The 19,622-nt window shown below is 71.5% G+C and carries 16 protein-coding genes; 2 read left to right on the forward strand and 14 right to left on the reverse strand.

The window, feature by feature from the left end; genetic code table 11:
• Window positions 1-85 precede the first annotated feature (85 nt).
• A complete protein-coding gene (locus ABD269_RS04790) occupies window positions 86-1,222 on the reverse strand; it encodes an adenosine deaminase (RefSeq protein ID WP_301892827.1) in 1,137 nt (378 codons plus the stop codon).
• A gap of 103 nt (window positions 1,223-1,325) precedes the next feature.
• Between ABD269_RS04790 and ABD269_RS04795 the strand changes: the two genes are divergently transcribed.
• Window positions 1,326-2,105, forward strand: a complete 780-nt coding sequence (locus tag ABD269_RS04795; protein ID WP_344116329.1) for an alpha/beta hydrolase — start codon at window positions 1,326-1,328, stop codon at window positions 2,103-2,105.
• 117 nt (window positions 2,106-2,222) lie between these two features.
• On the opposite strand, the gene ABD269_RS04800 is transcribed toward ABD269_RS04795, so the two are convergent.
• Complete coding sequence (locus ABD269_RS04800) at window positions 2,223-3,233, reverse strand: LysR family transcriptional regulator (protein ID WP_162890346.1); 1,011 nt, start codon at window positions 3,231-3,233, stop codon at window positions 2,223-2,225.
• Window positions 3,234-3,295: 62 nt separating this feature from the next.
• On the opposite strand from ABD269_RS04800, the gene ABD269_RS04805 reads away from it, so the two are divergent.
• Window positions 3,296-4,600, forward strand: a complete 1,305-nt coding sequence (locus ABD269_RS04805) for an MFS transporter (RefSeq protein WP_344116332.1) — start codon at window positions 3,296-3,298, stop codon at window positions 4,598-4,600.
• 91 nt (window positions 4,601-4,691) lie between these two features.
• On the opposite strand, the gene ABD269_RS35300 is transcribed toward ABD269_RS04805, so the two are convergent.
• From ABD269_RS35300 to ABD269_RS04865, 12 genes are all read right to left on the reverse strand, one after another.
• Entirely contained in the window at window positions 4,692-5,840 is a 1,149-nt protein-coding gene (locus tag ABD269_RS35300) for a TerD family protein (protein ID WP_425572833.1), read from the reverse strand.
• 176 nt (window positions 5,841-6,016) lie between these two features.
• Window positions 6,017-7,300: a thymidine phosphorylase gene (locus tag ABD269_RS04815; protein WP_344116335.1), complete on the reverse strand. Its 1,284-nt coding sequence runs from the start codon at window positions 7,298-7,300 to the stop codon at window positions 6,017-6,019.
• 94 nt (window positions 7,301-7,394) lie between these two features.
• A complete protein-coding gene (locus tag ABD269_RS04820; protein ID WP_301892834.1) occupies window positions 7,395-7,796 on the reverse strand; it encodes a cytidine deaminase in 402 nt (133 codons plus the stop codon).
• Window positions 7,796-9,082 carry an ABC transporter permease gene (locus tag ABD269_RS04825; RefSeq protein WP_344116337.1) on the reverse strand — a complete coding sequence of 429 codons (1,287 nt, stop codon included), beginning with the start codon at window positions 9,080-9,082 and terminating at the stop codon, window positions 7,796-7,798. The genes ABD269_RS04820 and ABD269_RS04825 overlap by 1 nt, the downstream gene beginning before the upstream one ends.
• Window positions 9,079-10,194, reverse strand: coding sequence for an ABC transporter permease (locus ABD269_RS04830; protein WP_301892838.1), 1,116 nt, complete (start codon window positions 10,192-10,194; stop codon window positions 9,079-9,081). Before ABD269_RS04830 ends, ABD269_RS04825 begins: the two co-directional genes overlap by 4 nt.
• Entirely contained in the window at window positions 10,191-11,741 is a 1,551-nt protein-coding gene (locus ABD269_RS04835; protein WP_344116340.1) for an ABC transporter ATP-binding protein, read from the reverse strand. Before ABD269_RS04835 ends, ABD269_RS04830 begins: the two co-directional genes overlap by 4 nt.
• A 281-nt stretch (window positions 11,742-12,022) precedes the next feature.
• Window positions 12,023-13,054, reverse strand: coding sequence for a BMP family lipoprotein (locus ABD269_RS04840; protein WP_344116342.1), 1,032 nt, complete (start codon window positions 13,052-13,054; stop codon window positions 12,023-12,025).
• Between the two features lie 177 nt (window positions 13,055-13,231).
• The gene (locus tag ABD269_RS04845) at window positions 13,232-14,476 is read right to left on the reverse strand and encodes an amidohydrolase (RefSeq protein ID WP_301894355.1); all 1,245 of its coding nucleotides are present in this window, start codon (window positions 14,474-14,476) and stop codon (window positions 13,232-13,234) included.
• 113 nt (window positions 14,477-14,589) lie between these two features.
• Window positions 14,590-15,768 carry a hypothetical protein gene (locus ABD269_RS04850; RefSeq protein WP_425572834.1) on the reverse strand — a complete coding sequence of 393 codons (1,179 nt, stop codon included), beginning with the start codon at window positions 15,766-15,768 and terminating at the stop codon, window positions 14,590-14,592.
• A 12-nt stretch (window positions 15,769-15,780) separates the two neighbouring features.
• The gene (locus tag ABD269_RS04855; RefSeq protein WP_301892842.1) at window positions 15,781-16,722 is read right to left on the reverse strand and encodes an N-acetylneuraminate synthase family protein; all 942 of its coding nucleotides are present in this window, start codon (window positions 16,720-16,722) and stop codon (window positions 15,781-15,783) included.
• Window positions 16,723-16,758: 36 nt separating this feature from the next.
• Window positions 16,759-18,084 (reverse strand): cytidylyltransferase domain-containing protein, encoded by a 1,326-nt coding sequence (locus tag ABD269_RS04860; RefSeq protein ID WP_344116345.1) that lies wholly within the window; start codon window positions 18,082-18,084, stop codon window positions 16,759-16,761.
• 23 nt (window positions 18,085-18,107) lie between these two features.
• Entirely contained in the window at window positions 18,108-19,397 is a 1,290-nt protein-coding gene (locus ABD269_RS04865; RefSeq protein ID WP_344116532.1) for a DUF6716 putative glycosyltransferase, read from the reverse strand.
• Between the last annotated feature and the right edge of the window lie 225 nt (window positions 19,398-19,622).

The raw sequence follows: 19,622 nt of genomic DNA on the forward strand, positions 1-19,622 counted from the left end.
CACGGCCGGGACCTGAAGTCCCGGCCGTTTTCACGCTATTACCCGTGGATTCACCGTCGGTTGCGACGGGAAACAGAATTGCTGGTCAGGCGGTTTCCGTCACCGTCTGCCGGAAGAGCCACTCCGACTTGAGCTCGGCGTATCCGGGCTTGATGACGTCGTTGATCATCGCGAGACGTTCATCGAATGGGATGAACGCGGACTTCATCGCGTTGACGGAGAACCACTGCATGTCGTCCAGGGTGTAGCCGAACGTCTTGACCAGGTGCTCGAATTCGAGGCTCATGCTGGTGCCGCTCATCAGCCGATTATCGGTATTCACCGTGGCCCGGAAGTGCAGCTTGCGCAGCAGGCTGATCGGGTGCTCTTCATAAGAAGTGGCCGCACCGGTCTGGAGGTTGGAGGTCGGGCACAGCTCCAGCGGAATGCGCTTGTCCCGCACATAGGACGCGAGCCGGCCGAGCTTGACCGTGCCGTCCTCGGCGATCTCGATGTCGTCGATGATGCGCACACCGTGGCCGAGCCGGTCCGCGCCGCACCACTGGAGCGCCTGCCAGATCGACGGCAGGCCGAATGCCTCGCCCGCGTGAATGGTGAAGTGGTTGTTCTCGCGCTTGAGGTACTCGAACGCGTCCAGGTGGCGGGTGGGCGGGAAGCCCGCCTCCGCGCCCGCGATGTCGAAGCCGGCCACGCCCGAGTCGCGGTAGCGGTTGGCGAGTTCGGCGATCTCCAGGGCGCGGGCCGCGTGCCGCATGGCGGTGAGCAGCGCGCCCACACGGATGCGGTGGCCGTTGGCGCGGGCGCGGCGCTCGCCCTCGCGGAAGCCCTCGTTGACGGCCTCGACGACCTCTTCGAGGGTGAGACCGCCCTCCAGGTGCTGCTCGGGGGCGTAGCGCACCTCGGCGTAGACGACGCCGTCCCCGGCCAGGTCCTCGGCGCACTCGGCGGCCACCCGGACCAGGGCCTCACGGGTCTGCATCACGGCGCAGGTGTGCGCGAAGGTCTCCAGATAGCGCTCCAGCGAGCCGGAGTCGGCGGCCTCGCGGAACCAGACGCCCAGCTTGTCCGGGTCGGTCTCGGGCAGGCCGTCATAGCCCGTGGCGCGGGCCAGGTCGACGACGGTGCCGGGGCGCAGTCCGCCGTCGAGGTGATCGTGCAGCAGCACCTTGGGGGCGCGGCGGATCTGCTCGGGGGTGGGTTGGGAGGTGGTCTCGGTCGTCATTTCGGCACTCTAGCCCCTACGCGCGTAGATATCGGCGAACGATACGGAACGGTGACCCATCGGCGGGGTGGACACCGCGCGGCGTTCTGCCATCGTTTCTGCCATGCCTCAGCAAGCGTTGCCGCAGCGGGACCCACGGGGGCCGGGGACCGGCTCCCCCCGCCTCGGAAAACCGCTCGGCGCGGAGCATTCCGTGCACGGCGTGGCCCTGTTACTCCCCGGCGGGCGCCCCGCCGGGACCCGCCGTCCCTCGGCGCTGGCGCTGGCCGCGCAGCGCCCGCTCGCCCGCCGGCTGGCCCGCTCGGGCACGGCGGAGGGGCTCGTCACCCATGTCGTCCGCTACCGCCACCGCGGCTGGAACGGTTCCGCGGCCGATCCCGTACGGGACGCGGAGTGGGCCGCGGACGAAGTGCTGCGCCGCTACGGCGACGTACCGGTGTGCCTGATCGGTACGGACATGGGCGGCCGGGCCGCGCTGCGCGCCGCCGGGCACCCCGCCGTCACCTCCGTACTGGCGCTGGCCCCCTGGCTGCCCGAGCCGGAGTCCGTGCTCGACCCCGATCCCGTGCGCCAGCTCTCGGGGCGGCGGGTGCTGCTGGTGCACGGCACCAACGACGAACGCACCGACCCTGACCTGTCGTTCCGGCTCGCCGAGCGGGCGAAGAAGGTCAATCGGGATGTGTGCCGCTTCGAGGTGCACTCCGATGGGCACGCGCTGCATCAGCATCGGGCCGAAGTGCTCGCTCTTTCCGTCGACTTCGTGCTCGGGTCGCTCTTCGGGCGGCATTACGCGCGGCCGGTGGCCGATGCGCTTGCGGCTCCGCCGCCGCTTGGGCTGCGCATGCCGCTTGCTTCTGGGTTCGGTGCGTCGCTGGGGTACTGAGCCGTTGCCGCCTGCGGCGGGCTTTGTTCCCCACCCCGCCCCTTCCCGAACTGGGGCTCCGCCCCAGACCCCGAAGCACGCTCCGCGCGCTGTCCTCAAACGCCGGACGGGCTGAAATCAGCGCGGCAGCAGTTGCCCCCTGCGGGACAGGAGGAAGCGCTTGAAGGCCGCCACCGGGGGCGTGTCGGGGTGGCCGTCCAGCCACGCGACGCCGATCTCGCGGACCGCGCGCGGCGCCGTGACCGTCAGTTCCACGACGCCGGGACGCGGCACCGCGGGTGGTGGGAGGAGGGCCACGCCCAGGCCCGCGGCGACGAGGCCGCGCAGGGTTTCCGGGTCCTCGCCCTCGAAGGCGACCTTGGGGGTGAAGCCGGCCTCGGCGCAGAGGGCGTCGGTGATGCGGCGCAGGCCGTAGCCGGGTTCGAGGGTGACGAAGAGCTCGGTGGCCGCCTCCGCGAGGCGGACCCGTTTGCGTCCGGCCAGCGGGTGGTCGTCGGGTACGACGAGGCGGAGCTTCTGCTCGTCGAGGCGGCGGGCGACGAGGTCGGGCGCGTCGGGGAGCGGCGAGGTCAGGCAGAGGTCGAGGTCGCCGAAGCGCAGCCGTTCCAGCATGGCTTCGCCGTAGTTCTGCACGAGCTGGAACCGTACGCGCGGATGGTCGGCGCGGAAGGCGCGGATCAGCTCCGGCACGGTCTCGGAGCCCAGGGTGTGCAGGAAGCCGAAGGCGATCTTCCCGGCGGTGGGGTCGGCGTCGGCCCGTACGGACTCGGCGGCCCGCTCGACCTCCGCCAGGGCCCGTTCGACGGAGGCGAGGAATGTACGGCCCGCGGCGGTGAGGGAGAGCGTGCGGCCGTGGCGGGCGAACAGCGCGACGCCCAGGTCCTGTTCGACGCGCGCCATGGAGCGGCTGAGGGTGGACTGCGGCATCTCCAGCTGGTGCGCGGCCCGGGTGACGTGCTCGTGCCGGGCGACGGCGACGAACTGCGCGAGGCGGGGCGTGAGGGTCGCGGCCCAGGAATCCGCCTTGATGTCAGGAGTGTCGGGTGTTACCGAGTTGTCAAAAATCCTCGTCACGCTTTCATTGCCGGTTGGTGACAGTGACGCCCCTGGCCTGCGGTCATGCTGCATGGGATCGATTATCGCGAATTTGTGCATTGGACGCATGAGCGTTGCGTGCATACGGTCGGTACATGCCTCCTGCCGATACCGGGGCATCCGTCGTCACCGTGCGCTCGGGTGCCACCGCACTGTCGTCCCCCGCTCCTTCCTCCGCCGATGACAACAAGCTGGTGCCCGGCGGGCCCGGCTACCGCAGGACGAGCCTCGCGCTCTTCGCCGCGGGTGTCGCCACCTTCGCCCTGCTCTACTCCACGCAGGCCCTGCTCCCCGCGATCTCCGACGACCTCGGTGTGACGCCGGATCAGGCGAGTTGGACCGTCTCGGCCGCGACCGGCGGTCTCGCCGTCGCCGTCGTCCCGCTCAGCGCGCTGTCCGAGCGCTACGGGCGGCGGGCGATGATGACCGCCTCGCTGTGTGTGGCCGCCTTGGTGGCCCTGCTCGTGCCCTTCGCCCCCGACCTGGGCTGGCTGGTGGCGCTGCGCGCCGTGCAGGGTGCCGCGCTGGCGGGGCTGCCCGCCTCCGCGATGGCGTATCTGGCCGAGGAGGTGCGCGCCAAGGCCCTGGTCGGCGCGATCGGCCTGTTCGTGGCGGGCAACAGCCTGGGCGGCATGTCCGGGCGCATCCTCGCGGGCTGGGTCGCCCAGGCGTGGGGCTGGCGGGCCGGGCTCGGCGCGGTGGGCATCCTCGCGGTGGTGTGCGCGGTGGCCTTCCGGCTGCTGATCCCCAAGGCGCGGCACTTCACCCCGGCCACGGTCTCGCCGCGCGCGCTGGCCCGTACGGTCGGCGGCCATCTCGCGGATCCGCTGCTGCGCAGGCTGTACGCGATCGGCGCGCTCTTCATGACCGTCTTCGGCGCGGTCTACACCGTCATCGGCTACCGGCTGGCGGCGGAGCCGTTCAACCTGCCGCAGGGGGTCGTCGGTTCGATCTTCCTGGTCTACCTGGTGGGCACGGTCTCGTCGGCCGCGGCCGGGAAGCTGGTGGGGCGGCTGGGGCGGCGCGGGGCGCTGTATCTGGCGATGGGCACGACCACGCTCGGCCTGCTGCTCTCCCTGACGGATTCGCTGACCGCGGTGCTGCTGGGTCTGGTGCTCATCACCGCGGGCTTCTTCGCGGGGCACGCGGTGGCGTCGTCGTCGGTGAGCCGTACGGCGAAGACGGGCCGGGCGCAGGCGTCGGCGCTGTACCAGACGGCGTACTACCTGGGCAGTTCGGTCGGCGGCACGCTGGGCGCGCTCGCGTTCCGCAGCGCGGGGTGGGACGGCACGGTGGTGCTGGGCTTCCTGGCCATGCTGGCCGCGGCCTCGATCACGCTGTACGCGACGCGGCGCGCGCTCGTGGAGCGGCGCTCCCCGGCCGCGGTGGCCCGCCGCTAGGGCCTCGCAGGAGGACCGCACAAACCCGAAGGGCCCGTCCCACCACCTGTCCTGGTGGGGCGGGCCCTTCGCCGTTCACGGCGCCCGGTGACTAGTAGTCGTCGTCGCCCTCGTAGTAGTTGTTGACGACGACGTCCGGCTCGTCGTCGCTCATCGCCTCGTTGAGGAGCGCGCCGCCGACGAGGCCGGCCGCTCCGGCGCCGATGAGCGCGCCCGTGCCGAAGCGGCGGCCGCCCTGCTGCTGGTTGCCCTGCTGGGGGTAACCCTGCTGAGCGGGCTGCTGGGGGTAGCCCTGCTGCGGGTAGCCCTGCTGGACGGGCTGGGGGTAGCCGGCCTGCGGGTAGCCCGCCTGAGGCTGGGGGGCCGTGTAGTACGGCGGCGGCGTGGTCTGCACCCGCTGCGCACAGCCGTTGCACGTCTGGATCTGGCGGGGCACTCCCCACTGCGGGGACCACATCACGGACGCCATGCCGGGGCCATGGTTCGGGTCGAAGAAGCACGTCACGGTGGAACTCCCTGAGGATTGCTGAGGTACTGCAATGGGTGCGGCGACCGTGGGGGTCTGCGGCACGGTGCCGGCAAGAGGTGCGGACGCCGTGGACGGCACGGGCGGTTCCGCCTTCGCCGTGGTCACCGGGGCGGGCGGGACGGCAGGCGGCGCCGGGGTCTCGCGCAGGACGTCGACGCCGTAGTCGGTGGCGATGCCCGCGAGCCCGGAGGCGTATCCCTGGCCGACCGCGCGGAACTTCCACTCCGCGCCGTGCCGGTACAGCTCGCCGAAGACCATGGCGGTCTCGGCCGCGCCCGTACCGCCCCTGAGGTCGAAGCGCGCCAGCTCGGCGCCGCCTGCCTGGTCGACGACGCGGATGTGCGCGCTGTCGATCCGGTCGAAGCTCTGCCCGCGCTGCTCGGCCTCGTAGAGCGAGACGGGGAAGACGATCTTCGCGACCTCGGCCGGGACCCGGGCGAGGTCGACGCCGATCTGCTCGTCGTCGCCCCCGGTGGCACTGCCGGAGTGGCTGACCGAACCGTCGGGGCTGCGCCGGTTGTTGAAGAAGACGAAGTGCTGGTCGGAGAGGACCTTGCCGGCCTGGTCGCACAGCAGCGCGCTGGCGTCCAGGTCGTATCCGGCCCCCGCGGTGGCACTCACCCGCCATCCCAGCCCGACCGTCACGGCGGTCAGGCCGGGGGCCTGCCTGCTCAGTGACACGTTGCCGCCCTTGGCCAGGGACACGCCCATGAACTCTCCTCCAACTGTCCTGGCTTCCCGCGTTCATCGCGAACAACGGGGCACTCGCGCTCACAGTTCCTGGATTGCGCAACAGACAAAATATGCGATGCGGCCGGCAACGCATCGGGCGCCCCGGCCGACGGCTCGCGTCGGCCGGGGCGCCCGGTCACTTCTTGTCGGACCGCTTACGCGATGCGGTCCAGCACGATCGGGTTCGGCGTGAAGGCCGTGCCCGGGGCCGAGATCTCGACGCCGCCCTCCAGGGACTGGAGCGCGTACACGAACTTCTCGGGGGTGTCGGTGTGCAGGGTCATCAGGGGCTGGCCCTCCTTGACCTCGTCGCCCGGCTTGGCGTGGAGCTCCACGCCCGCGCCGGCCTGGACCGCGTCCTCCTTGCGCGCGCGGCCCGCGCCCAGACGCCAGGCGGCGACGCCGACGGCGTAGGCGTCGAGGCCGGTCAGGACGCCGGTCGAGGTCGCCGTGACGATGTGCTGCTCGCGCGCCACCGGCAGGGCCGCGTCCGGGTCGCCGCCCTGCGCCTGGATCATGCGGCGCCAGTGGTCCATCGCGGAGCCGTCCTTGAGCGCCTTGGCCGGGTCGGCGTCCGGCAGGCCCGCCGCGGCGAGCATCTCGCGCGCCAGGGCGAGGGTCAGCTCGACGACGTCGGCCGGGCCGCCGCCCGCCAGGACCTCGACGGACTCGCGGACCTCGAGGGCGTTGCCCGCGGTCAGGCCGAGCGGGGTCGACATGTCGGTGAGCAGGGCGACGGTCTTCACGCCGTGGTCCGTGCCCAGGCCGACCATCGTGGAGGCGAGCTCGCGCGCGTCCTCGATGTTCTTCATGAAGGCGCCGGAGCCGACCTTGACGTCGAGGACGAGCGAGCCCGTGCCCTCGGCGATCTTCTTCGACATGATGGACGAGGCGATCAGCGGGATCGCCTCCACCGTGCCGGTCACGTCGCGCAGCGCGTAGAGCTTCTTGTCGGCCGGGGCGAGGCCGTCGCCCGCGGCGCAGATGACCGAGCCGACGTCGCGCAGGACCTGCATCATCTCGTCGTTCGACAGCAGCGCGCGCCAGCCGGGGATGGACTCCAGCTTGTCGAGCGTGCCACCGGTGTGGCCGAGGCCCCGGCCGGACAGCTGCGGCACGGCCGCGCCGCAGGCGGCGACGAGCGGGGCCAGCGGCAGGGTGATCTTGTCGCCGACGCCGCCGGTGGAGTGCTTGTCCGAGGTCGGGACGGGCAGGGACGAGAAGTCCATGCGCTCGCCCGACTTGATCATCGCGGCGGTCCAGCGGGCGATCTCGGCGCGGTCCATGCCGTTGAGCAGGATCGCCATCGCGAGCGAGGACATCTGCTCGTCGGCGACCTCGCCGCGCGTGTACGCGTCGATCATCCAGTCGATCTGCTCGTCGGTCAGACGGCCGCGGTCGCGCTTGGTGCGGATTACGGAAATGGCGTCCATCAGCACATTTTCCTTAAGTTCGTGCGTCCTCAGTCTTCCCGGGGCCGGAAAGTGACCCGGACGGGCTGATCATCAGCCCGTCCGGCGCTTAGGGACATCTTCAACGATTCAGGTCGGCGGGCCCAAACGCGTCGGGCAACAGCTCCGACAGCGGCCGGATGCCCGTGGTCGTGTCGACCGCGAGTTCCGGGCCGCCGTGCTCCCACAGCAGCTGACGGCAGCGGCCGCACGGCATCAGGACGTTGCCCTTGCGGTCGCAGCAGGTGAAGGCCGTCAGACGGCCGCCACCGGAGGAGAACAGGTCGGAGATCAGCCCGCACTCGGCGCACAGTGCGACGCCGTAGGCGGCGTTCTCCACGTTGCAGCCGGTCACGGTGCGGCCGTCGTCGACGAGCGCCGCGGCGCCCACGGGGAAGTCGGAGTACGGGGCGTAGGCCCGGGACATGGCGTCCCGGGCCAGCGTCCGCAGCTCGTCCCAGTCGACGGACTGCGAGGAAGAGATCACTTGCCCTGGCCCTTCCGGTACGGCTTGCCGTTCGCCTTGGGCATCCGCAGGCGTTGCGCGGAGACGCACAGCACCAGCAGCGTCACGACGTACGGGGTGGCGTCGACGAACTCCAGCGGGACCGTCTTGGTCAGCGCGTACCAGACGATCAGCGCGACGGCGAGGACACCGGCCACGATCGCGACCTGGCGCTTGCCGGTCCGCAGCCGCCAGGCGGCGAAGCCGACGAGCAGCACGGCGAGGAGGAGCAGCAGCGCGTGGACGGTCGCGCCGCCGCCGCGCAGCTGGAGGCTGTCCATGAAGCCGAACAGGCCCGCGCTCATCGCGACGCCGCCCGGCCGCCAGTTGCCGGAGATCATGGTGGCGAGACCGATGTAGCCGCGCCCGCCGGTCTGTCCGTCGGAGTACATGTGCGTGCCGATGGCGAGGAACGCGCCGCCGAGGCCCGCGAGGGCGCCGGAGACGACCACGGCCGCGTACTTGTAGGTGTAGACGTTGACGCCGAGGGACTCGGCGGCGACCGGGCTCTCGCCGCAGGAGCGCAGGCGCAGACCGAAGGCCGTGCGCCACAGCACGTAGAAGGTGCCGGCGAAGAGCGCCACGGCGACGATCGTCAGCCAGGACACGTCGGTGACCAGGCCGTCGACCATGCCGGCGAGGTCGGAGACGAAGAACCAGTGGTGCTTCTCCACGCTGTTCAGCCAGTCGGACAGGCCTGGGATGGAGAAGTTCGGCATGTTGTCCATGACGGGCGACTGCTTGTCGTTGCCGCCCGCCTTCTGGGCCGCGCTGCCTTCCGCGCCGAACGTCAGCTTGGCGAGGTACTGCGTGACACCGAGCGCCAGGATGTTGATGGCCACACCGGAGATGATGTGGTCGACGCCGAAGGTGACGGTGGCGACGGCGTGCACGAGGCCGCCCAGCGCGCCGCCGATGACACCGGCGAGCGCCGCGGCCCAGGGGCCGTGCTGCCAGCCCATCCAGCCCGCGCAGAAGGTGCCGAGCATCATCATGCCTTCGAGGCCGATGTTGACGACGCCCGCGCGCTCGGCCCACAGGCCGCCGAGGCCGGCGAGGCCGATCGGCACGGCGGCGGCGAGGGCACCGCTGAACTGGCCGGAGGAGGTGAGGTCGCCGGCGCTGGTGATCTCGCGCAGCGCGGACACCAGGATCAGCGCGCCCGCGATGACCAGCAGGACGACGGGGGTGGAGAGCTTGCGCGCCCCGGGCTTGTTCTTGCCGCTGAGCGCGTTGCTCACGGCGTCGGTAAAGGTGGTGCTCACGCGGATACCTCCGCCTTGTCGCTCTTGCGGGCCTGGGCGGCGAGCTCCTCGCCGACCTTCCGCTGCTGGGTCTTCAGGCCGTACCGGCGGACGACCTCGTACGCGATGACGACGCACAGGACGATGACGCCCTGGACCACGCCGACGACCTCCTGCGCGTACCCCTCGAACTCCAGCTGGGTGCTGGTGCGGTCGAGGAAGCCCCAGAGGAGGGCGGCCAGCGCCATGCCGATGGGGTTGTTGCGGCCGAGCAGCGCGATGGCGATACCGGTGAAGCCGATGCCGACGGGGAAGTCGGTGCCGTAGTTGTACGAGACGCCGAGCAGGGTCGGCATGCCGACGAGGCCCGCGGTCGCGCCGGAGAGCACCATCGAGGTGATCACCATGCGCTTGACGTTGACGCCGCTGGCCGCGGCCGCGGACTCGGACTGGCCGACGGTGCGCAGGTCGAAGCCGAACCGGGTGCGGTTGAGCACGAACCAGTAGGCGAGGCCCGCGATGGCGGCGATCACGACGAAGCCGTAGATCGGCTTGGGCTGGGTCGGGATCTCGAAGAAGTGCGCGGAGTCGGGCAGGACGGGCGTGTGGATCATGTTGCCCTCCTTCTTCCCGAGCCGGCCGTCCTGGAGGAAGTAACCGATGATCGAGCCGCCGATGGCGTTCAGCATGATCGTGCTGATCACCTCGTTGACGCCGCGGGTGACCTTCAGCAGGCCGGCGATGCCCGCCCAGATCGCGCCCACGACCATGGCGGTGATGATGATGACCGGGATCTGGATGAAGCCCGGCATCGTCATGGCGCCGCCGACGACGGCGGCGAAGAAGGCCGCGATGCGGTACTGGCCGTCGACGCCGATGTTGAAGAGGTTCATCCGGAAGCCGATGGCGACGGCCAGCGCGGACAGGTAGTACGGGACCGCCTTGTTGATGATCCAGACCTGGGAGTCGCTCTTCGACCCGTAGTCGGCCATGACCTGGTAGGCGTGGAAGGGGTCCTTCCCGGTGATCGCGATGATCACCGAGGTGACGGCCACGGCCGCCACGATCGCCAGCAGCGGCGCGGCGAGGCCCAGGATCAGTTTGTTCTTGTCGAACTTCTTCGCGAGGCTCATGCGTCGTCGCCCCCTTCCTCTTCCTGCTCGTCTACGTGCTCAAGGTGGCCGGAGGCGGCGCCGGTCATGGCCGAGCCCAGCTCCTCCGGGGTGATCGCGGCGGGGTCGGCGTCGGCGACCAGGCGGCCGCGGAACATCACCCGCAGGGTGTCGGAGAGCCCGATCAGCTCGTCCAGGTCGGCGGAGATCAGCAGCACCGCCAGGCCCTCGCGGCGCGCCTCGCGGATCTGGTCCCAGATCTGCGCCTGCGCGCCGACGTCCACGCCCCGGGTGGGGTGCGCGGCGATGAGCAGCTTGGGCAGGTGGCTCATCTCGCGGCCGACGATCAGCTTCTGCTGGTTGCCGCCGGACAGGGAGGCCGCGGTGACCTCGATGCCGGGGGTGCGCACGTCGTACTCGCGGACGATGCGCTCGGTGTCGGCGCGGGCGGCCTTGGGGTCGAGGAGCGCGCCCTTGCTGTTGGGCTTCTCGGTGACGTGGCCGAGGATGCGGTTCTCCCACAGCGGCGCTTCCAGCAGCAGGGCGTGCCGGTGGCGGTCCTCGGGGATGTAGCCGATGCCGTCCTCGCGCCGCTTGCGCGTCGGGGCCTGGCTGATGTCGGTGCCGTCGAGGGCGACGGTGCCGGAGTCGAGGGTGCGCATGCCCATGATGGCCTCGACGAGCTCGGCCTGGCCGTTGCCCTCCACGCCCGCGATGCCCAGGACCTCGCCCTTGCGGATGGTGAAGGAGATCCCGCCGAGCACGTCCCGGACGACGCCGTCGGGGTCGACGGCGGACATCTTGAGGTCCTCGACGGTGAGCATCGGGGTGTCGGTGACCGTCGACTCGCGGGTCTCGGGCGAGGGCAGCTCGCTGCCGACCATCAGCTCGGCGAGCTGCTTGGGGGTGGTCTCGCTGGGGACCGCGGTGCCGACGGTGGTGCCGCGCCGGATGACGGTGATGTCGTCGGCGACGGAGAGCACCTCGCCGAGCTTGTGCGAGATGAAGATGACCGTCAGGCCCTCGGCCTTGAGCTCGCGGAGGTTGTCGAAGAGCGCGTCGACCTCCTGCGGGACGAGGACGGCGGTGGGCTCGTCGAGGATCAGCGTGCGGGCGCCGCGGTAGAGGACCTTGAGGATCTCCACGCGCTGGCGGTCGGCGACACCGAGGTCCTCGACCATGGCGTCGGGGCGGACGCCGAGGCCGTAGGAGTCGGAGATCTCCTTGATCTTCGCGCGCGCCTTGCCGCCGATGCCGTGGAGCTTCTCGGCGCCGAGGACGACGTTCTCCAGGACGGTGAGGTAGTCGGCGAGCATGAAGTGCTGGTGCACCATGCCGATGCCGCGCGCGATCGCGTCGGCGGGGGTGTGCAGGGTGACCTGCTCACCGTCGAGCGTGATGATGCCCTCGTCCGGCTTCTGCATGCCGTAGAGGATCTTCATCAGGGTCGACTTGCCGGCGCCGTTCTCGCCGCAGAGGGCGTGGACGGTGCCGCGACGGACCGTGAGGTGGATGTCGTGGTTGGCCACGACACCGGGGAACCGCTTGGTGATACCCGCGAGTTCCACTGCGGGGGCCGTGGAACCGCTGGATTCTTTGGACGCTTTGATGGCGCACTCTCCTCGGGGAAGGGAGCGGGAGGAAACCGGGGCCGGCCGGGCGGGGACCGGGGCGGGCTCCGGGAGGGCGGGGGCGACGCTACAGCGTCAACAGGAAGCTACGCGCGTAGCGTTGGCCGGAGGCTCCCCGAGCGTTGCCGCGGGGAGCATGTGCGGGCCCGGTGGCGGGGGCTCTCCCCCGCCACCGGGCCCGTGGCCGCGCAGGACCGGCCGGAGCCGGTCCCACAAGGTCACGGGGAGGTCTTGACCTTGACCTTGCCGTCCACGATGTTCTTCTTGGCCTCGTCGAGCTGCGGCTTGATGTCGTCGATGAAGCCGCCCGAGGTCGCCAGCGAGACGCCGTTGTCCTTGAGCAGGTACTGGTGCTCGCCCGTGAAGGGCTTGCCGTCCTGGACGCTCTTGATGAGGTCGAAGACCGCCACGTCGACGTTCTTCACGACCGAGGTGAGGATGGAGCTCTTGTACTTCTCCAGGCCCGGCTGCTGGTACTGGTCGGAGTCGACGCCGATGGACCAGGCGCCCTTCTTGCCCGCGACGGCCTCCATCGAACCGTTGCCGGAGAGACCGGCCGCGCTGTAGATCACGTCGATGTCCGAGTCGAGCATGCCCTTGGCCTTGTCCTTGGCGGACGCCGGGTCGTTGAAGCCCTTGTCGTTGCTCGTGTAGAGGTACTCGGAACGGATGTCCGTGTCGGGCTTCGCGTACTTCACGCCCTGCTCGAATCCGGCCTGGAACTTCTGGATCAGCGCGTTCTGCACACCGCCGATGAAGCCGACCTTGTGGGTCTTGGACTTCAGCGCGGCGGCGACACCGGCGAGGAAGGAGCCCTCGTGCTCGCCGAAGGTGATGCTGGCGACGTTCGAGCCGCTGGCGACCGAGTCGACGACCGCGAAGGTGGTCTTCGGGAAGTCCTTGGCCACCTTCTCGATCGAGTTCTTGTAGTTGAAGCCCACGCCGATGACCGGGTTGTAGCCCGCGTCGGCGAGCGAGCTCAGCCGCTGCTCGCGCTCCGCCTCGGTCTCGCCGTTCTTGGCGGTCATCATCTTGCCGTTGACCTTGAGTTCCTTCTCCGCCTTGTCCAGACCGCGGGCGGCGGACTCGTTGAAGGAGTGGTCGTCACGGCCGCCGACATCGAACGCCAGGCCGACGCCCTTGCTCTTGCCGCCACCCGATTCGGTGGAGGACTCACCACAAGCGGTGAGGGTGAATGCGAGAGCCGCGGTGGTGACACCCGCGACAGTGATTGTGGATACCCGGCGCACGAAGGGGCCCCTTCACTCGAAGCGCCTCCGTCGGCGCTGGTTCGCGGGCATCGTAACGCGCGTAGATGGAGATAAAAGGGGTGCTTCAAAGCCGTTATCGGATCGACGCGAACGCCTCTTGACCCGATTGGCGACGGATTGCCGATCATCTGCTGACCGATTGCCGACCGATTTTGTCTATGAAGCGCGTCCGTCCAGCAGGGCCGCCGCGGTGAACAGCTCGACGCCGGCCTCGATGGACCCCTCGTCGACGTCGAAATCACCGCGATGCAGGTCCCGCCGGGTGTTGTCGCCCACCGGCCGGACCCCGAGCCGGGCCATCGCGCCGGGGACGTGCTCCAGATACCAGGAGAAGTCCTCCCCGCCCAGGCTCTGCTCGGTGTCCTCGACGGAGTGCGGCCCGCGGCGCGCCGTCATGGCCCGCCGGAGCAGCTCCGTGACCTCGGGGTCGTTGATGACCGGGGGCACCCCGCGGACGTAGTTGATCTCCGACTTGGCGCGGTGCAGGGTCGCGACCTCGTCGATCGCGGCGTGCACCAGGTCAGGGGCGTCCCGCCAGGCGTGCAGGTCGAGGCAGCGGACGGTGCCGGAGAGCTCGCCGTGCTGCGGGATGACGTTGCAGGCGTGCCCGGCCTCCATCCGTCCCCAGGTGAGGGAGAGGCCCGAGCGGGCGTCGACCCGGCGCGCGAGCACCGCGGGGACGTCGGTGGCCACCCGGGCCACGGCCGTCACCAGGTCGGTGGTGAAGTGCGGCCGCGCGGTGTGGCCGCCGGGGCCGTCCAGCGACACCTCCAGCCGGTCGCAGGCCGAGGTGATCGCGCCCTGCCGCAGGCCGATGCGGCCGACCTCGACCTTGGGGTCGCAGTGCACCGCGATGATCCGGCCCACGCCCTCCAGCGCCCCGCACTCGATGGCGTCGAGGGCGCCGCCGGGCAGCACCTCCTCGGCGGGCTGGAAGATCAGCCGGACCGGGTGGGGCAGCAGGCCCTTCGCGGCCAGGTCCGCGAGGACCAGACCGGCGCCGAGCACGGCGGTGGTGTGCACGTCGTGGCCGCAGGCGTGCGCCATTCTGGGGACGGTCGAGCGGTACGGGACCGTCTTGGTGTCCGGGATGGGCAGCGCGTCGAGGTCGGCGCGCAGCGCGAGCATGCCCCGGGCGACGGTGGTGTGCCGGCCCGTCTCCCGCACGGCGTCCCGCCCGATGTCACAGAACAGCCCGGTGCCGGTGGAGAGGGTGCGGGGCTTGAGCCCTGCTTTCTCCAGCCTCGCTTTGACCGCCGCGGTGGTACGGAACTCGCGGTTCCCCAGCTCCGGGTGCATGTGCAAGTCCCGGCGGAACGCGATGAGTTCGGCGCGCAGCGCGGAAGGGAGTGCACCGGGCAGCTTGGCGTCGACGGTGTCGGGTTCGGCGTCCAAAGGCATCAGATGGTTCACGCAGTGAAGGGTAGAGCCCTCACCCGGGCAACTGCCCCCAGATCTAGAAAAGTTCAGCCGCATGGATGGGTCGCGGGGAGGGTATGACCAATTATTACGGCTCAAGGGGCCGTCAGCGGCATGACCGGGAGTCGTCGCACATCAGGGGCGGTGTCGGTCACCTCGGAGAGGAAGCCCTCGGCCCTGGGCGAGGCGCCCTCGGTGAGCCATACGGGGTCGATGTCGCAGACGGCGACCGTGACGCCGGTCCCGGCGAGGGCGAGCGGCAGGGTGTGCACCACGGTCGAGGGAAAGCTGAGGACGGTGCGGCCAATGGGGCCCCGGCGCGCGATCAGCTCCAGCGGCAGCTCGGGGCGTACGACCTCCAGACCCACCCTGGCCCCGATGCGCCGCAGCTTGTCGGGGCTCTCCCGGCGGTGCGCGAAGTAGCGGGTGGCGCCGTGGGTGCGGGCGAGGGCCGCGACCGCGTCCAGATAGCGGTCCGGGTCGACGACGCCGGTCTCGACGAGCGAGGTGCCCACGAGGTCCGTGCCACGGGTGAGACGGGGCGGGCCGAAGGTGGCGCGGGTCCAGGCGAAGTCGTTGGGCGTGACGGTCACGCCGGGCGGCGGCTCGACGGGCATCGCGGTGAACACCTCTACCGCCCGGCGGTCGTTCGGGGTGAGCCGACGGCGCGCGGAAGCGGAGACGGGCGCGAAGGCGATGTCACGCGCCCCACGACTGCCGCGCCGGTGCCACCGCACGAGGCGCTCCCCGCGCGCGAGTTGGGCGACGAACTCCATGGTGGCGGTCCCGTCGTCCACCACGACCAGCTCCCGGGCCCGGGTGATCGTCAGCAGCAGCTGCACATAGCGCGAGAACGGGTCCCCGATGACGACGCGGTGCGCCTTGCGCAGGGCGCCCGCGAGGCCGCCGACGGTCTGCACCGGCGCCCCCGGCCCGCCCCGCGCCTCCTCCCAGCGCACCTGGTGCCCCTGGTCCCGCGCCAGCTCGGCCATGCGCCGCAGCTGACCCCGCGTCATGGGGTCGTGCGGGGCGAGGACGACGACCACGAGGCCGGTGTCGACGGGCCGGACCGGTGCGAGGTCACGGTCCCGGGGCTGGCGCGGGATGCCGTCGCGCAGCGGCCGGTCCCCCTCGCGGGGCCCGGGCAGGGGGGTGTCCGTCCCCGGGCCACCGGTGACGTGCGCCCATTCGAGGACGTTGAGGAGCTGCACCGGGCTCTCGACGAAGGCGAGGGTGCGGGCGGTGCGGGCGGACGGCCCTGCGGGCACGGACACCTTCAGGGCCCGTCAGACCGCGGCGGGTTCGCGGTCGGCGGCCTGCTCGCGGTCGCCCTGGGCGACGACGCCCGCGACGCGACGCAGCTTGCGCATCGGCCCCAGCTCGCTCTCGTACACCCGCTTCACCCCGTCCCCCAGCGACTCCTCCACCACACGGATGTCGCGTACGAGCCGCTGGAGGCCGCCCGGCTCGACGGACGCGGCCTGGTCGGAGCCCCACATCGCCCGGTCGAGGGTGATGTGCCGCTCGACGAAGGTGGCGCCGAGGGCGACGGCGGCCAGGGTGGTCTGCAGGCCCGTCTCGTGGCCGGAGTAGCCGATGGGCACGTTGGGGTACTCCGCCTGGAGTGTGTGGATCACCCGGAGGTTGAGCTCGGCGGCCTTCGCCGGGTAGGTCGAGGTGGCGTGGCAGAGCAGGATGTTGTCGCTGCCGAGCACCTCCACCGCGTGCCGGATCTGCTTCGGGGTGGACATGCCGGTGGAGAGGATGACCGTACGGCCGGTGGCGCGCAGGGCCCGCAGGAGTTCGTCGTCGGTGAGCGAGGCGGAGGCGACCTTGTGCGCGGGCAGGTCGAACTTCTCCAGGAACGCGACGGCCTCGGTGTCCCAGGGCGAGGCGAACCAGTCGATGCCGCGCTCGCGGCAGTGCTCGTCGATCCGGCGGTACTCCTCCTCGCCGAACTCCACCCGGTGGCGGTAGTCGATGTACGTCATCCGGCCCCACGGAGTGTCGCGTTCGACGTCCCACTGGTCGCGCGGGGTGCAGATCTCGGGGGTGCGCTTCTGGAACTTCACGGCGTCGCAGCCGGCGTCGGCGGCCGCGTCGATGAGGGCGAGGGCCTTGTCGAGGTCGCCGTTGTGGTTGATGCCGATCTCGCCGGTGATGTAGACGGGGTGGCCGGGTCCGGCGGTCTTGGTGCCGAGGGGGCGGGTGCGCTGGGCGGGGCTCATCTGGGGCGGTTCCTTAGGGCTCGGTGAGGGCATCGGTCAGGCGGATTGGAGGGTGGGGCCGAGGAGCCAGGAGGCGATCTCGCGGAGGGCTCCGCTGCCACCGGGTGCAGAGGTCACCGCACGGGCCGCGCCGCGCACGGCGTCATGGGCGTTCCCGACGGCGACGGGCCAGCCGACGAGGCCGAAGCACGGCAGGTCGTTGACGTCGTTGCCGACGTAGAGCACGCGCTCGGGCGCGATCCCGCGCTCGTCGCACCACTGCTTCAGGGCCACGTCCTTGCGGTCGATGCCGTGCAGCACCGGCACGTCGAGCTTGCGGCCGCGCGCGGCGACCACCGGGTTGGCCTCGGTCGACAGGATCAGCAGCGCGAGCCCGGCGCGGCGCAGGGCGGCGACGCCGAGGCCGTCGCCCCGGTGCACGGCGACGATCTCCCGGCCGTCCGCGTCGATGAGCACCCGGTCGTCGGTCTGGGTGCCGTCGAAGTCCATGACGACGGCGTCGACGTCCCCCCGCGCGGGCAGCGCGGCGGCGGGCCCGTCGAGCAGCGGCGCGAGCGCCCGGGCCCGCGCGAGGTCGTGCGGGTCGTCGATCTCCAGCACGCGGGCGGGGTCGGTGCGGACGAGTTCGGTGCGCCCGAAGAAACGGTGGCGCTCCGCGCGGAAGCGGTCGGCTCGCATGGCGTAGGCGGCGCCGGTCTCCAGCAGATCCTGGGGGCGGTCCTGGCGGCGGGGGCGGTGCGCTTTGTCATGGTTGACGCCACAGCCGCCAGCGGAGGCCGTTTCCACCACGTCGACGCGGCTGCGCCGCGTGTCCTCAATCGCCGGACGGGCTTGCTGTGGCCAAGGTCGCGCCCGCAGGACGCTGGGGGTCTGGGGGTCTCCCCCGGTTTCGGGAAGGGGCGGGGCTGGGGAAAACTCACCCTCCTCCCGCCACACGAAGCCGTGGAACGGGGCCACCGTCAGCGCCGTGTCCGCGCCCTGTTCCACCACCGCGGCCGCGACGCCGTCGACGTCGGCCGCGGTAAGGAAAGGGCTGGTGCACTGCACCAACAGGACAGTGCCGATCTCCCGGTCGTACATCGCCTCGTACGCATCCATCGCATGCAGCACCGCCGCCTCGCTCGACGCCGTGTCCCCCGCGATCGCCGGCGGGCGCTGCACCACCACCGCCCCGGCGCCCCGGGCGACCGCCGCGATGCCGGGGTCGTCCGTCGAGACCACGACGTCCGTGACCAGGCGGGCCGCCCGGCACTCCCGTACCGCGCGGGCGACGAGCGGCACGCCGCCGACGGCGGCGAGGTTCTTGGCGGGGACGCCCTTCGACCCCCCGCGGGCGGGGATGACGGCCAGGACTGCGGACATGGCGACTCCTTCAACAGACACGCTCACAGCTCCCCCAGCCGCCGGATGACGGGGGCGACGCGCTGCACGCCGTGGCGGTACGCGCCGCGCGCCGCCTCCCGCACCGCCCGGCGCAGGGCGCTCGGTTCGCCGGGCGGCCGGGCGGCGCCGGGGAGCGGCCGGCCCTGGGGGTCGAGGCCGTGGCGGGCGAGGACGGCGGGGAGGTAGCCGGGGGCGGTCGCGGCGGTGTAGTAGGGGGCGAGCGGCGGGAGCGCGGGGCGGGCGACGAGCGCGGCGACGCGCCGCCGGGCGGCGTCGTGGACGGTGCCGTGGGCGTACGGGCCGACGGCGGCGACGCCCTGGCGCGCGACCCAGTCCGCGTCCGCCTCGGGGAGGTGCCCGGCGTCGAGCCGGTCCCAGGAGACGAGGCAGCCGGACCCGAGGAAGTGGTGGTTGCCGAGGGCCTCGCGGATGCCGAGGTCGGTGAGGACGGCCGTGGGCACGCCCCGGTGCAGGGACTCCAGGGCGGCCGTGGAGCTGACGGTGACGAGGAGGTCGGTGCGGTCGAGCACCTCGCCCATGTGGCCGTAGACGAGGCGGCAGTTGGGGGGCAGTCCGCCGCGGAGCCGGGCGGCCAGCTTCTGGTACGGGAGTTCCTCGATGTGCGTGGTGTGCTCGCCGGGCTTGCTGCGGAGCTTGATGAGGACGTCGCGCAGCGGGTGCTTCCGGGCGTGCTGGGCCGCGCGGTTCAGCAGATACGCACGGTCCGCGCGGCTCTCGGGCACGGAGGGCTGGGCGGCGAACACCACGGTGAACGGCCGGGGTTCGGGCTCGCCCTTGGTGATCTCGTCCGACAGGAACGGCAGCGCCCATTCCGTCACGCTGTCCGCGGGCGCCCCCACTCCCTCGTACACCTCGCGGAAACGCTCCGCGTCCTGCGGGGAGTTGGCGAGGACGACGTCCGCGCCGTGGCGCAGGAGGAGGCCGTCGGTCAGCTTCTCGTAGACGACGCCGACGTAGCCGGTGACGACGACCGGGCGGGCGGGCGCGGCCCCCCAGGCGCGGGCCAGTCCGTGGAGCATGGCCTGCACGGCGCCGCCGACGCAGGCCAGCACGACGATGTCGTACCGCTCGCGGTCGGCCGTGCGGACGAACTCGGTGCCCGTCACCTCGCGCAGCGTCTCCGCGCGCACGCCGACCTCGGCGAGCTGGCGGACGGTGGGCGTCGCGCGGCCCCTCAGCAGCAGGCCGTCGAGCCGGGCGCCGGGGGCGAGGCGGTGCGCGGTGAGCGCACCCCATTTCCACCGGGTGTCGGAGTCGGCGAGCACGGCGATCCGCGGCGCGGACGAGGATGAGGCAGCTCGTGATGGCACGTCGCCGACGATAGGAATCCATTCCGTTTGACTGCCCAACGCCAGCACAACAACCGGTAAACAGCACACCGACGATCGGCGAATCGGCTTGGCCACGCGGCGGGTTCATCATTCCGCCGCGCTTCGTTCACCTTCGCGCCCGCCCCAGGACAAGACGAATGCCGGGGGGCCACCTAATGTCCGGTG

Origin of the sequence: Streptomyces blastmyceticus (genome assembly GCF_039521185.1) — a bacterium.
GTDB lineage: Bacteria > Actinomycetota > Actinomycetes > Streptomycetales > Streptomycetaceae > Streptomyces > Streptomyces blastmyceticus.